The organism is Chromohalobacter sp. HP20-39 (genome assembly GCF_033052815.1).
Lineage (GTDB): Bacteria > Pseudomonadota > Gammaproteobacteria > Pseudomonadales > Halomonadaceae > Chromohalobacter.
Genome location: NZ_JAWHTP010000002.1, coordinates 341972 through 355668 on the forward strand (window position 1 = coordinate 341972; position 13697 = coordinate 355668).

12 protein-coding genes are annotated in these 13697 nt (G+C 60.9%); 8 read left to right on the forward strand and 4 right to left on the reverse strand.

What is annotated here, in order from left to right; all coding sequences use genetic code 11:
• The 3 genes from recF to dnaA all read right to left on the reverse strand — a co-directional run bounded on the left by recF (position 1) and on the right by dnaA (position 3836).
• Complete coding sequence (gene recF / locus RVY79_RS05125; protein WP_317462959.1) at positions 1-1086, reverse strand: DNA replication/repair protein RecF; 1086 nt, start codon at positions 1084-1086, stop codon at positions 1-3.
• Between the two features lie 103 nt (positions 1087-1189).
• Entirely contained in the window at positions 1190-2293 is a 1104-nt protein-coding gene (gene dnaN, locus RVY79_RS05130; RefSeq protein WP_317462961.1) for a DNA polymerase III subunit beta, read from the reverse strand.
• Between the two features lie 49 nt (positions 2294-2342).
• Entirely contained in the window at positions 2343-3836 is a 1494-nt protein-coding gene (gene dnaA / locus RVY79_RS05135; RefSeq protein ID WP_317462962.1) for a chromosomal replication initiator protein DnaA, read from the reverse strand.
• 589 nt (positions 3837-4425) lie between these two features.
• Here dnaA and rpmH point away from each other — a divergent pair.
• The 8 genes from rpmH to efeO (RVY79_RS05175) all read left to right on the forward strand — a co-directional run bounded on the left by rpmH (position 4426) and on the right by efeO (RVY79_RS05175) (position 12682).
• The gene (gene rpmH / locus RVY79_RS05140) at positions 4426-4560 is read left to right on the forward strand and encodes a 50S ribosomal protein L34 (RefSeq protein ID WP_040240205.1); all 135 of its coding nucleotides are present in this window, start codon (positions 4426-4428) and stop codon (positions 4558-4560) included.
• Between the two features lie 11 nt (positions 4561-4571).
• Positions 4572-4958, forward strand: coding sequence for a ribonuclease P protein component (gene rnpA / locus RVY79_RS05145; protein WP_317462963.1), 387 nt, complete (start codon positions 4572-4574; stop codon positions 4956-4958).
• A gap of 82 nt (positions 4959-5040) precedes the next feature.
• Positions 5041-6732, forward strand: a complete 1692-nt coding sequence (yidC, locus tag RVY79_RS05150; RefSeq protein WP_317462964.1) for a membrane protein insertase YidC — start codon at positions 5041-5043, stop codon at positions 6730-6732.
• Between the two features lie 102 nt (positions 6733-6834).
• Entirely contained in the window at positions 6835-8211 is a 1377-nt protein-coding gene (gene mnmE, locus RVY79_RS05155) for a tRNA uridine-5-carboxymethylaminomethyl(34) synthesis GTPase MnmE (RefSeq protein ID WP_317462965.1), read from the forward strand.
• A 189-nt stretch (positions 8212-8400) separates the two neighbouring features.
• On the forward strand, positions 8401-9240 hold the full coding sequence (efeU, locus tag RVY79_RS05160; protein ID WP_317462966.1) for an iron uptake transporter permease EfeU: 840 nt from the start codon (positions 8401-8403) through the stop codon (positions 9238-9240).
• A gap of 14 nt (positions 9241-9254) precedes the next feature.
• Positions 9255-10406 (forward strand): iron uptake system protein EfeO, encoded by a 1152-nt coding sequence (gene efeO / locus RVY79_RS05165; RefSeq protein ID WP_317462967.1) that lies wholly within the window; start codon positions 9255-9257, stop codon positions 10404-10406.
• Positions 10407-10442: 36 nt separating this feature from the next.
• The gene (gene efeB / locus RVY79_RS05170) at positions 10443-11759 is read left to right on the forward strand and encodes an iron uptake transporter deferrochelatase/peroxidase subunit (RefSeq protein WP_317462969.1); all 1317 of its coding nucleotides are present in this window, start codon (positions 10443-10445) and stop codon (positions 11757-11759) included.
• Positions 11760-11845: 86 nt separating this feature from the next.
• Entirely contained in the window at positions 11846-12682 is an 837-nt protein-coding gene (efeO, locus tag RVY79_RS05175) for an iron uptake system protein EfeO (RefSeq protein ID WP_317462971.1), read from the forward strand.
• A 59-nt stretch (positions 12683-12741) separates the two neighbouring features.
• Here the strand turns inward: efeO (RVY79_RS05175) and RVY79_RS05180 are convergent, their stop codons facing one another.
• The gene (locus RVY79_RS05180; protein WP_317462972.1) at positions 12742-13587 is read right to left on the reverse strand and encodes a 23S rRNA (adenine(2030)-N(6))-methyltransferase RlmJ; all 846 of its coding nucleotides are present in this window, start codon (positions 13585-13587) and stop codon (positions 12742-12744) included.
• Between the last annotated feature and the right edge of the window lie 110 nt (positions 13588-13697).

Consider the following 13697-nt stretch of genomic DNA (forward strand, 5'->3'; position numbering starts at 1 on the left):
TCATTCCGTGAGCAGTCGCCCGTGTTCCACGTGAAACATCGTGACATCCGTTTCCGACTGCCATGCATTCTCGAGCGCACCGCGCTCGACTCCGGTAATAAAGACCTGGCAGTGCAAGCGCGCCAGCCAATGACAAAAGATCCGCCGATGCGATACATCCAATTCGGCAGCCAGGTCATCGATCAGGTAAACGCAGGTACGCCCCGTCAGTTTCTCCAGCAAATGCCCCTGGGCCAGTTTCAGAGCACTCACCACCAACTTTTGCTGCCCGCGCGATAGCTCTTCCACGGCAGCACGTTTGCCAATGCGCAAGCGCAAGTCGGCCCGCTGTGGCCCTTGCTGGGTAAAGCCCATCTGGCGGTCGGTATCCCGACCGTTTTCGAGCACATCCAGCAACCCGCGCTGCTTGTCCCATCCGCGAGAATAGCGAAGCGACAAGCCGGAAAGCGGCAACAACTCATGCAATGTAGCTTCGAATGCCTTGGCGAATTGTGCCATGTACTCGCTGCGCAAGAAGTCGAGTTGCTCGCTCCAGTGCGCCAACTCTTGCTCCCAGACACGCATCGATCGTAAGTCGATTCTATCATGCCTGAGCAGTGCATTCCGATGTTTCAGGGCGCGGCGCACCCGACGCCACGCTTCGAAAAACTCATGTTTCACGTGAAACACACCCCAATCCAAGAACTCGCGTCGAGCTGCTGGCGCCCCTTCCAGCAGGCGGAACGCATCGGGGTTGATCAGCTGTACGGGAAGCGCTTCAGCCAGGCGCGCCACACGGATACCCCGCTCGCCGTCGAGGCGAATTTCCAACTCGGCGGCATCCCGCGCCCGGCGAACACCCAATGATACCGGTGGGTCACCTGCCAGGCGACCGTATAAGGTAACGGCATCGGCGTCGTGGGCAATCGCGTGCTTGAGCTTCTGAGTGCGGAACGAGCGTGCCATGCCCAGCATATGTATCCCCTCCAGCAGGCTCGTCTTGCCGCTACCGTTGGCACCGGTGATCAGGTTGATCCCCGGCGCGGGACGCATATCGAGTGCCGCCAGGTTACGCAGACCTAGGAAATTGAGTCGTTCGAGGGGCATAGAGGGAATCGGAGGCAGCACGCTGCCTCAGGCGCGATTGATGATACCGGCAAACCGGCCACCACACCCGAGGCATGCAGGAGTGAAAAAGCAGTGCAGGCGCTCAGAGGCGCATCGGCATGACCACGTACATGGCATCGCCACCGCCCGGCTCTTCAAGCAGTGCACTGCTGTTGGGGTCGGAAAGCGTCACCTGAACGCGATCGGTATCGAGCACACCGAGCACATCCACGAGATAGCCCACATTGAACCCCACTTCCAAGGTATCGCCCTCGTACTCGACGGCCACGTTTTCCTCGGCTTCTTCCTGTTCGGGGTTGTTGGCCGTCACACGCAGGTTGTGCTCTTCGAGATTGAGCCGCACCCCGCGATATTTCTCATTGGAAAGGATCGCGGTACGCGACAACACTTGGCGCAATTCGCCGCGCTCGGCGATGACGACCTTGTCGCCGCCCCGCGGGATGACGCGGTCGTAATCCGGGAACTTGCCATCGACGAGTTTGGACGTAAAGGTGAAATCTCCAGTCTGCGCTCGCAGATGGGTGCCCCCGATGGTGAGTTCGACGGGCTCGTCGCTGCCATCCAGCAGGCGCGCCAGCTCTAGAATGCCCTTACGCGGCACGATGAGCTTCTGTGACGGCTCGATGTCGACATCGGCGCTACGTGCGCACACTGCCAGGCGGTGGCCATCAGTCGCCACCGTACGCACCAGATGGTGGCCGAACTCGAGCAGCATACCGTTCAGGTAATAACGCACATCCTGCTGCGCCATGGCGAAAGAGGTCGCATCGATCAAGTGCTTGAGCGTGCTGCGAGACAAGGTCAAAGTCGTATCGCTTTGACTTCCTTCAATATTCGGGAACTCCGCCACCGGCAGCGTCGACAAGGTGAAGCGTGAACGCCCCGCACGCAGCACCGCCCGTCCCTCTTCGAGCGTGAAGGTGATATCCGTCTTCTCGGGCAACGACTTGCAGATGTCCATTAGCTTGCGCGCCGGTACCGTTGCCGACCCCGGCTCGTCGACATGGTGCGGTACCGTACGACCGACCAACTCGACTTCGAGGTCCGTACCGGTCAGCGCCAGTTGCGTATCCTGTACCTCGAGCAGCACATTGGACAGCACTGGCAGAGTCTGGCGACGCTCGACAACGCCGGCGACCAGCGACAGCGGGCGCAAAAGGTCTTCGCGGGTGATGGTAAATCTCATGGGCTCCACTCTCGTCCTGGGGTCCAAGGGAATATTCTGGCCGCCATGCTCAACTGGTCAGCAGCCGCAACAGATTCTTGTAGTCCTCGCGGATGTCCGCGCTTTCTTCCTTGAGTGTCTGCACCTTTCGGCAGGCATGCAGCACCGTGGTGTGATCGCGCCCCCCGAAGGCGTCGCCGATCTCGGGCAAGCTGTGGTTGGTCAGTTCCTTGGCCAGGGCCATGGCAACCTGACGTGGGCGCGCCACTGAACGCGAACGGCGCTTGGAGAGTAGATCCGCCAGCTTGATCTTGTAGTACTCCGCCACCGTGCGTTGGATGTTGTCGACGCCGACCTGCTTGTCCTGCAAAGCCAGCAGGTCCTTGAGTGACTCGCGAATGAAATCCTGGGTGATCGGCTTGCCCATGAAGTGCGAGTCGGCGATGACCTTTTTCAATGCCCCTTCCAGCTCGCGCACGTTGGAGCGGATCTTCTGTGCGATGAAGAACGCTGCATCGTGCGGCAGATCGACCTTGGCCTGGTCGGCCTTCTTCATCAGGATCGCCACGCGGGTTTCCAGCTCGGGCGGTTCGATGGCTACCGTCAGTCCCCATCCGAAGCGCGACTTGAGGCGTTCCTCCACCCCGCTGATTTCCTTGGGGTAGCGATCCGAGGTAAGGATCATCTGCTGGCCACCCTCGAGCAACGCATTGAACGTATGGAAAAATTCTTCCTGCGAACGCTCCTTACCGGCAAAGAACTGGATGTCATCGATCAGCAGTGCATCCACACTTCGGTAGAAACGCTTGAAGTCATTGATAGCGTTGAGCTGCAGCGCCTTGACCATATCGGCGACGAAACGCTCCGAATGCAAGTAGACCACAGTGGCATTCTCACGCTGCGTAGCAAGATGATTGCCTACCGCATGCATGAGGTGCGTCTTACCCAAGCCGACACCACCGTACAGGAACAGCGGGTTATAGGCACCACCAGGATTTTCGGCCACCTGGCGTGACGCGGCACGCGCGAGCTGGTTCGACTTGCCCTCGACGAAGGTTTCAAACGTAAAGTTGGGATTGAGTCCGCTCTGGTGCTTGAGACTGCCTTCTACCTGGACCTGGCGCTCGCCACTCCCCCGGCGCGGGGGCTCTTCTCGCTCTCGTTCACGCATGCGGTCGATTTCCTGCTCGTCCGCATAATCGCCTCGGGCCCTTGGCGTATGTACCGCAGGCGGCGTTTCGGGCGGCCGCGAGGTGTTCATCGACGACGCCGACACCGGCGCCCCCAGATCACGTGGTGATGAAACCGATACATTGCGGCGGCTACCAACCGTCAGCTGCACCTTGGGCGGCTTTCCGGACGCAAGCTCCCTCAGCAATTCATTGATACGCTTCAGGTATTTATCGTTGACCCAGTCACGCACGAAGCGGTTGGGCGCCAACAGACACAGCTCGTTGGCGTCACCGTTCTCCGCCTGCAAGGGGCGAATCCAGGTGTTGAACTGCTGCGAGCTCAGCTCATCCTGAAGAAAGTTGAGGCATTGCTGCCAGAGAGCGACCGACACACGACCTCACCTAGCGTTGATGAATGGCCGGCTATTGTAGCGCTCGACGCCCGGGTTATCCACATGGATGCCGGCTCTCTTTTCCTGTGGAAAACATTCTACATAACTCAACGCACAACATGTCCGTGAAACGTGGAGCACTTGCGGGTTGTGGAAAAACAATGACTTGCCCACAAGGCTACCGACAGTTTACCCACCGCTTTCTCGCCTTTTTCCCACATGTTCAAGAACATGCCACATCGTTGTTTGTACAGGTTAAAAATGAGTTATCCACAAATAATGCCTTTGCCATTAATAACAACATCAGTCAGTACAATTTCAATAATGATAATAGCGCTATCGTTCACACAAGGTCGGCACGACACACGACAAGCATCCAAACGACATCCGCTCGGGCCGACAGCCCCGGCACATGCCGAGCCCCCCGCCGCCGTAACAAAACAGGTGTGGATAAAAGCGCCGGAAAAATTGCACCCGCCCTAGGGATTCACTAGAATTGCCGGTCTTGAGCCGAATACCGCCTGGTGCAAGCGCACCGGGCTCTTCAGTTTCAAATCGTTTCCAAACAACCACGTGAGAATTCGCAGCTATGAAGCGCACTTTTCAACCGAGCGTCCTAAAGCGCAAGCGCGTGCACGGCTTCCGTGCTCGCATGGCCACCCAGAACGGCCGCCAGGTGCTGGCGCGTCGTCGCGCCAAAGGTCGCAAGCGTCTGAGCGCCTGACTGGACAACGAATGTCCAATCAGGGCTTTTCCCGGCGGTCAAGACTGCTGACCGCCGGGGACTATCAGCACGTCTTCGCTCATGCGTCCTTCAAGGTGCACGGCAAGGGCCTCTTGATGCTTGCGCGCCCCAATACTCTCGGCACGCCGCGAGTGGGACTCGTATTCAGCAAGAAGAACGTGCGTCGTGCCGTCGACCGTAACCGTCTGAAACGCCTCGTCCGTGAATCCTTTCGTCTTCAGCAGCAGCGTCTCCCCGCCGTGGATATCGTCGTTCTCGCTCGGCGCGGAGCTCATGAGCTGGAAAACGATACCTTGCATCGCCAATTGCATGGCATGTGGCGACGCTTGGAAAAAGACGTACGCAAGCAGTCGGTCCCGTCCACGCCATCCCTTTGATCGGCATTTTTCCGCCACGTTACACCGTGGGCGTATGCCGATCGGGACGTGACCTCAGAATGTATCACCGGGCAGAATTTTTATGGACGTAAAACGACTCCTACTCGTCATCCCGCTCGCGGTACTCGCCTATCTACTGGTCATTCAGTGGAACGCGGATTATGGGCAAAACAACGTCGCTCAACGCGCCCCCACTAGCGCCTCCCAGAACGGCTCCAGCAATGATGCCGCCGAGGAAGGACTCTCGGCACCGAGTAGTGCCGGGAACGGTAGCGTATCGCAAGGCGCTGCCAATATGCCGGGCAAGAAGGCACAGACCAGCTCCGAGCATATGGTGCGGGTACGGACCGACGTGCTTGACCTGCATATCGACGCTCAGGGTGGCGACGTCATCTATGCGGCGTTACCCAAGTACAAGGCCGCCTTGAACAGCGAACAGCCCTTTGTACTTCTCAGTGACAATCAGCGTCGCAGCTATGTCGCCAAGTCCGGCTTGCAACTCGGGAGCCATGACGGGCGCATCACCTATACGCCCTCGAAAACGCAATACTCGCTCGATAAAGGGCAGGATGTATTGACCGTCGATCTAAAGGCCAATATCGACGGTGTCGATATCATCAAGCGCTTTACCTTCGATCGCGGTCGATATGCCGTCAAGGTCCAGTACCTGGTTGCCAACCAGAGTCAGACGCCGGTCTCTGCGCGCTTCATTGGGCAACTGGCTCGTGATAACAGCCCCGACCCCAGTCAGGGTGGCGGCCCGATGAGCATGAAGTCATTCCTCGGTGCGACCTTCTCCACGCAAGAAAGCAACTACGAGAAGATCAGCTTCGAGGACATCCGCGAGGACGGGTTCAAGAACGTCACCTCCGAAGGTGGCTGGGTCGCCATGATCCAGCATTACTTCACCTCGGCATGGGTACCGAGAAACGACCAAAAGAACCTGTATTACACGAGTATCGACTCGCGTGACCGCAACGTGGCTGCCTTCGCGGGTCCGACGCGGCGTATCACCCCCGGTGATCAAGCCACCCTTGCCGCCACCCTCTATGTCGGCCCGAAAATCCAGGATCGGCTTGAAGCCATTGCGCCGAACCTGGAACTGACCGTCGACTTCGGCTGGCTGTGGTTCATCGCCAATCCGCTGTTCTGGTTGCTGGCCAAGATTCACAGCCTGATCGGCAATTGGGGCTGGTCGATCGTGCTACTCACGGTCGTCGTCAAGATCGTGCTCTTCCCGCTCTCCGCCAAGGCCTACAAGTCGATGGCCAAGATGCGCAAGATGGGCCCGGAGATGAAGCGCATCAAGGAGCAGTACGGCGACGACCGACAGAAGATGTCGCAGGAGATGATGAAGTTCTACCAGAAGGAGAAGATCAATCCTCTGGGGGGCTGTCTGCCCATCGTCGTGCAGATGCCGGTCTTCATCGCCTTGTACTGGATGTTGCTGGAATCGGTGGAATTGCGTCATGCGCCCTTCATGCTGTGGATAAATGACCTTTCGGCCCAGGATCCCTACTTCATCCTGCCGATCATCATGGGCGCCTCGATGTTCGTTCAGCAGTTGCTGAATCCGACACCGCCGGATCCCATGCAGGCCAAGATCATGAAGATGCTGCCCGTGATCTTCACGTTCTTCTTCCTGTGGTTCCCGGCCGGCCTGGTGATCTACTGGATCTGCAACAACGTCATTTCGATCCTTCAGCAGTGGATCATCACGCGCAAGATCGAAAGTGATGGTGAAACGGGAAAAGCCAGTAAAGCCAAGAGCTGACGGCGCTTTCCGATTTCCACCGGATCAGACCCCCGCCTCGGCGGGGGTCTGGCGTTTTGGGCCTACCCCCCGGACAATACCGGCAACGAGTCGGAGAATGACATGACTGCCACGCCTCTCTATCGCCAGGACACCATCGCCGCCATCGCCACGCCTCCCGGACGTGGCGGTGTCGGCATCGTACGTATCTCGGGCCCCGCAAGCCGCGCCCTGGCCGAGGGCATCCTCGGCCATTGCCCGGCCCCGCGTCACGCGCATTACGGCCCCTTCGGCAATGCCAATGGCGATGTCATCGACGAAGGGATCGCGCTCTTCTTCCCCGGCCCTCATTCCTTCACCGGCGAGGATGTTCTCGAGCTGCAAGGGCATGGCGGGCCGGTGATCATGGATCTGCTCCTCGAACGCTGTGTCACGCTGGGCGCCCGCCTAGCGCGCCCCGGTGAGTTTTCCGAACGCGCCTTCCTCAATGACAAGCTCGACTTGGCACAGGCCGAGGCCATCGCCGATTTGATCGATGCCAGTTCCCGCGCCGCCGCCGAGAATGCCCTGCGTTCGCTGCAGGGTGAATTTTCGACACGCGTCGCAGCGCTCGTCGACAAGCTGATCGAGTTGCGCATGTTCGTCGAAGCCGCCATCGACTTTCCTGAGGAGGAGATCGACTTCCTCGCCGACGGCAAGGTGGCGGCAATGCTCGACGACGTGTACACCATGCTCGGCGAGGTGCGTGCCGCCGCCGGTCAGGGGGCACTGATGCGCGAAGGCATGAACGTGGTCATCGCCGGGCGTCCCAATGCCGGCAAATCGAGCCTGCTCAACGCGTTGACCGAGCGTGACAGCGCCATCGTTACCGACATCGAGGGCACCACGCGCGACGTACTGCGCGAGTATATCCACCTGGATGGCATGCCGCTGCACGTCATCGACACCGCCGGCTTGCGCGACACGCCGGATGCCATCGAAAAAATCGGCGTCGCCCGCGCCTGGGAAGAGATCGAGAAGGCCGACCGCGTGCTGCTCTTGGTCGACGCGGCAACCACGACCCAGACCGACCCCATGCGACTCTGGCCGGAATTCGTCGCGCGCCTTCCCCATCCCGAGCGCCTGACGCTGGTGCGCAACAAGATCGATGAAAGCGGCGAGGATGCCGTAAGCGATTTATCCACAAACCCACCGCTGGTGCGGATGTCCGCCATTACCGGAGTGGGTGTGGATAACTTGAAGGATCATCTCAAGACGGTGATGGGTTTCGATGCCACCACCGAAGGACGTTTCTCGGCTCGCAGACGCCATCTCGATGCCCTCGACCGCGCCGGTCAGGCCCTCGACAACGGCATCGCCCAGCTACAAGGACACGGCGCCGGCGAACTCCTCGCCGAGGATCTCCGTGAAGCGCAGCACGCACTCTCCGAAATCACCGGCGAATTCACCGCCGACGATCTGCTCGGCGAGATATTCGGCAGCTTCTGCATCGGCAAGTAAGACCCCACGCCCCTTTCCTGGCGATCGTCATCGCGCGGCCCTCGCCAGGGACCTCTTCCATCAGTGAAGACGAATTGATTTGGAAATTTACTTGCCCCCCGCCAGGGGCAGGCGTAACCTATAGATAACAACGAATCTCATTCTCTTTCGAGATCGTGTCCTCTTCTCCCGCTTCACCAGGACTCCGACATGCTTGTCCCCTTTCTCATCATGCTACGCGAGGGGCTCGAGGCCGCCCTGATCGTAGGTATCATCGCCAGTTATCTTCGCCAGACCGGGCGTGGTGCCTGGATGCCCGCCGTCTGGATCGGCATCTTCCTTGCCATCGCCCTGGCCTTGGGTGTCGGCGCAGGCCTGCAGTTCGCCAGCGCCGAGTTCCCCCAGCGTCAGCAGGAGCTGTTCGAGGCACTCGTCGGGTTGATCGCCGTGGGTGTGTTGACCTGGATGGTGTTCTGGATGCGTCGCGCCGCCCGTGGCGTTCGCCGCTCGCTGACCGGTGCCCTCGACGACGCCTTCGAAAGCGGTCGTCGTCAGACCCTGGCATTGATCGGCATGGTGTTTCTCGCGGTGGCTCGCGAAGGCCTGGAATCGATATTCTTCCTGCTTGCGGTATTCCAGCAGAGTACCGATCAAGCCGCACCCTTGGGCGCATTGCTGGGCATCCTCGCCGCACTCGTGGTGGGCCTTGCCCTCTATCGCGGCAGCCTGCGCCTCAATCTCGCACATTTCTTCCGCTTGACCGGACTCTTCATCCTGCTGGTGGCCGCCGGCCTCCTGGCCGGCTCGGTGCGTGCCCTGCATGAAGCCGGCATCTGGAACCATGCTCAGCAGGTCCTTTTCAATCTCGGCGACCTACTGCCGCTGGACTCGCCGCTCGGCGCCGTTTTCGCCGGCGTGCTCGGCTACCAGCCCGCCCCGACCGTGAGCGAGGCGGTGGTGTATATCGGCTATCTGCTGGCGACGCTGCTGCTGTTCTTGCGTCCCGCGCGCACCGCGCGGTCGGCCGCCCCACACGCCAACGCTCGCTGATCGGAGAGACACCCATGTCCGTATCGCCCCCTCCCTCCGCACGGCTGCTCAAGCTCGGCGTATTGGCATCGGCCCTGCTGATGCTCGCCGCCTTGGGCCTGTTCGCACTATCGCTGAACGGTCGCGATCATGATGACGGCGACGTCCGGCTCGTGGTCACCGCTCAGGGCTGCGAACCCCGTGAACTCAGCGTGCCCGCCGGTAAGACGCGCTTCAGCATCGTCAACGACTCCCAGCGCGCCATCGAATGGGAGATTCTCGATGGTGTGATGGTCCTCGAGGAGCGCGAGAACATCGCCCCCGGCCTGCACCAGCCGCTGACCGCCACCCTGGCGGCGGGCGACTACGCCATGACCTGCGGACTCTTGAGCAATCCTCATGGAACATTGCACGTCACGGCCAACGACGCTGCACCGGTGGTCGCCTTGTCGCGGCAGGCCTTCATCGCCCCGCTGGCTGAATACAAGGTCTATCTGATCCTGCAGACCCGTCGCCTGATCGATGCCGCCGAGACCATGCACCAGGCCATTGCCGCCGGCGATCTGGAGGCGGCACGCGCGGCCTACCGCGAGGCACGGCTCATCGATCAACGCCTGGCGATGGCCACCGGGCTCTACAGAGATCTCGACGAACGCCTCAACGCCCGCGCCGACTACTTCGCCGAGCGCGAGCAGGATCCGCAATTCGTCGGTTTTCACCGCCTGGCCCAAGGCTTGTTCGACGTCGGGAGCACTGACGGCCTGACCCCGATCGCCGCACAACTGCTCGAGGATGCTCGGACACTCGGCGAACGCTTCAGACACCAAGCGATTCCTCCGGCTCAACTGGCCAACGGCAGCGCCCGGGTACTCAAGGCCTGGCACGCTCATGCCATCGACAGTGCGACGCTGAACGCACACCAATTGCTCGACCTGCAAGGCCTTACCGCGGGCACCGAGAAGATCGTCACGCTACTCGCGCCACTCCTCGAGCGTCAGGCGCCGGACGCCCTGGAAGGCTTGCAGGCACAGCTCGCCAGACTCCAGCAGGACTTGCCGGAGCAGAGCAACACCGCGTCGGGAGCCAAGGACAGCAGCGATGTCGACCGCAATGCCCTGCTTGCCGACACCCAAGCCCTGGCCGACACCCTGGACAGGCTCGATCGCACGTTGGCCTTGAACGGCTGATCATCGTCCTTCTTGGCATCATCACGGTTTATCGACATGAGTGATCAATACGACCACACCTCACGCTGCCCCTTCACGCTGAATCGCCGACGCTTTCTACAAGGGCTAGGAGCAGCCAGTGCCGCCGCCGGGCTGAGCGGTTCGGCCTGGGCTGAATCGCGCACCGATGCCACCAGTGCTCACGACGTCACCGGCGCACCGGTCAGTACCACTACCCAGCAGTCCCATCCCTTTCACGGCCGTCACCAGCAGGGCATTCTCACCCCGCGTCCGGCGACCGGCATGGTGGTTGTCTGCGACGTGCTGGCCCGTGACCGCGCCGGACTCGAGCGGCTTTTACGCACCCTCACCGAGCGTATTGCTTTTCTTACCCATGGCGGTAGCTATCCTAAGCGCGATCCAAGCTATCCACCGGCGGATTCCGGCATCCTCGGACCGACCATCGCCCCGGACGCGTTGACCGTCACCGTCTCGCTGGGTGCCTCGCTGTTCGACGAGCGCTTCGGCCTGGCTGGCGCCAAACCCAGGCATCTGCAACGCATGACGGGGTTCCCCAACGATGCCCTGGAGCCGACACGTTGTCACGGCGACCTGTCGTTGCAGATCTGCGCCAACACGCACGATACGACCATTCACGCCATGCGCGACATCATCAAGCACACCCCCGGCCTGCTCATGGTGCGCTGGAAACAGGAAGGTACGGTGCCGGTGGTGCCTCCCGACCATGAGACCCCCGCGCCCAGCGCGCGCAATTATCTGGGCTTTCGCGACGGCACCGCCAACCCCAATACCGACGACGATGCCCTGATGAACGCCTTGGTATGGACCGGCGCCGATCCCGAAGAGCCCGACTGGGCCCACGGCGGTAGTTACCAGGTGGTACGCCTCATCCGCAACTTCGTCGAGCGCTGGGATCGCGCGCCGTTGGCCGAACAGGAGGCGATCTTCGGCCGACGCAAGGATAGCGGCGCGCCACTGTCTGGCGGTAGCGAATACGACAAGCCCGACTACGCCAACGACGCGGACGGCAAGATCACCCCGCTGGACGCACATATTCGGCTGGCCAACCCGCGTACCCCAGGTTTCGAGAAGCACCGTATTCTGCGTCGGCCGTTCAACTATTCCAACGGCGTCGAGGCCAACGGCCAGCTCGACATGGGGCTGTTGTTCATCGTCTACCAGGCCGATCTCGAAGCCGGTTTCATCACCGTTCAGAACCGCCTCAACGGTGAGCCATTGGAGGAGTACATAAAACCGGTGGGTGGCGGATACTTCTTCACGTTGCCGGGCGCCGTCGATAACCGCGACTTCCTTGGCCGCTCTCTACTGGAAGCGACCGCGACCGATGTTTGATCACAACGATAGGCGCACCAAGGTGCCGATAGCCATGACCGAACTAGCCCCACGAACAACCCGATCCCCCATCAAGGAGTCATCGCATGTCATTTCGCTCACTGTTTTTCGCCGCCAGCGCCTTCGGGCTCATAGCGCTGCAGACACCGGCCCAGGCAGACGTCGCTCCCGAAGCGATGGTCGAACCGGTAGCAGAGTACAAGCTTTACGTGCTCGATAATCTCGACCAGTTCGTCAGCCACACCGAGAAGTTTACCCAGGCCATCGAGGCCGGCGATCTGGACCGCGCCCAAGCGCTCTACGCCCCGACGCGGGTCTACTACGAACGCATCGAACCGATCGCCGAGCTGTTCGCCGATCTCGATGCCAGCATCGACGCCCGCGAGGATGACTACGAACACGGGGTCGAGGATCCCGATTTCACTGGCTTCCATTGCCTCGAATACGGCCTCTTCAAAGAGCAGACCACCCAGGGCTTCGTGCCCTACGCCAAGCGGCTGATGATGGACGTCAACGACCTCGAATCACGTGTACAGGGTCTGACCTTTCCGCCGGCCAAGGTCGTCGGGGGCGCTGCCGCACTGATGGAAGAAGTCGCCGCGACCAAGGTCAGCGGTGAGGAAGACCGCTATAGCCACACCGATCTGTGGGACTTTCAGGGCAATGTCGACGGTTCGCAGAAGATCTTCGAGCTATTCAAGCCGCTGGTCGCCGAGGAAGACCCGGCATTCGTCAAGCGGGTCGAGGAAAACTTCGCCGCCGTCGAGGCCACGCTCGCCCACTACCGACTGAAAGCCAACAATCCCGACGCCGGTTTCGTCAGCTACGAGAAGGTCAGCGACGAGGACCGACGCGCCTTTGTCGGGCCGGTGACCGTGCTTGCCGAGGATCTCTCGACCCTGCGTGGCAAGCTGGGCCTATAGCCGCCACGTGATAACCCATCGGCGCCGGCGTCCAGCTGGCGCCGTGGTTGTTTTCAGGCTCACTCCGGTACCCACCACTGTGACGAATGCGTCGCTTCGCCACCCAGGCACCCCACGACGCGGGCCAGGCTGTCATCGAGCTGCGTATCCACGCCCCAGGGCGGATTGAAGATCAGCATGCCGCTACCGTACATGCCATGCGTAGCATCGCCGGGCGGATATAGTTGCAGCTCGCTGCGCCAGACCTTGCGCAATCCGCTGCGCCGGACGGCCTCAAGCAGATCGTGATGGCGTCCACTGGGCAATAGCGGATACCAGATCAAGACGATGGCGTGACGCACCTTGGCGGCCACCGCCTGTAACGTCGTCGCGACGTCGGCATATTCCTGCTTGAGCTCGTAACTGGGGTCGATGAGCACACACAGGCGCGGCGTCGCGGGCGGCAAGGAACCACGTAAACCAGCCAGCCCATCCGCATGGAGACGTCGCGCCTGAGCGGGCAACGCCTGGTCCTCCAGATGGCTCGCCTCGCCCGGATGAAGCTCGTACAGGTCGAGCCGATCCTGCTCTCGACATGCCTGCGACAACCACCAGGGCGAACCCGGATAATGGCTCAGTTGGGACGCGCCCTGCACCGCGCCGAGACGCTCGCACCATGGGCCTAGCAGCGGGTCGTCGGCAAGGCGTTCACGCGCCGCCCAAAGACTCGCCACACCGTGGCGATACTCCTTGAGGCGTTGCGTTTCTTGGGCATCGAGAGGATACAGCCCGCGTCCGGCATGCGTATCTACATACGTAACGGGAGAAGCTTTACGTAATAGATGGCGAAGAACGGCGAACACGGCGAGATGTTTGTGAACGTCGGCGAAATTACCGGCGTGGTAGGCGTGCTGATAGGCGAGCATGAGGGTTCCGAAACGACGTGAAGCGCGAATGGAGCCCACGTCATGGGCGCTAATGAGCCTGGCAGGCCAGGCCGGCACTAACCGGCCTGGCACGACGCCGTAGTCGCTTA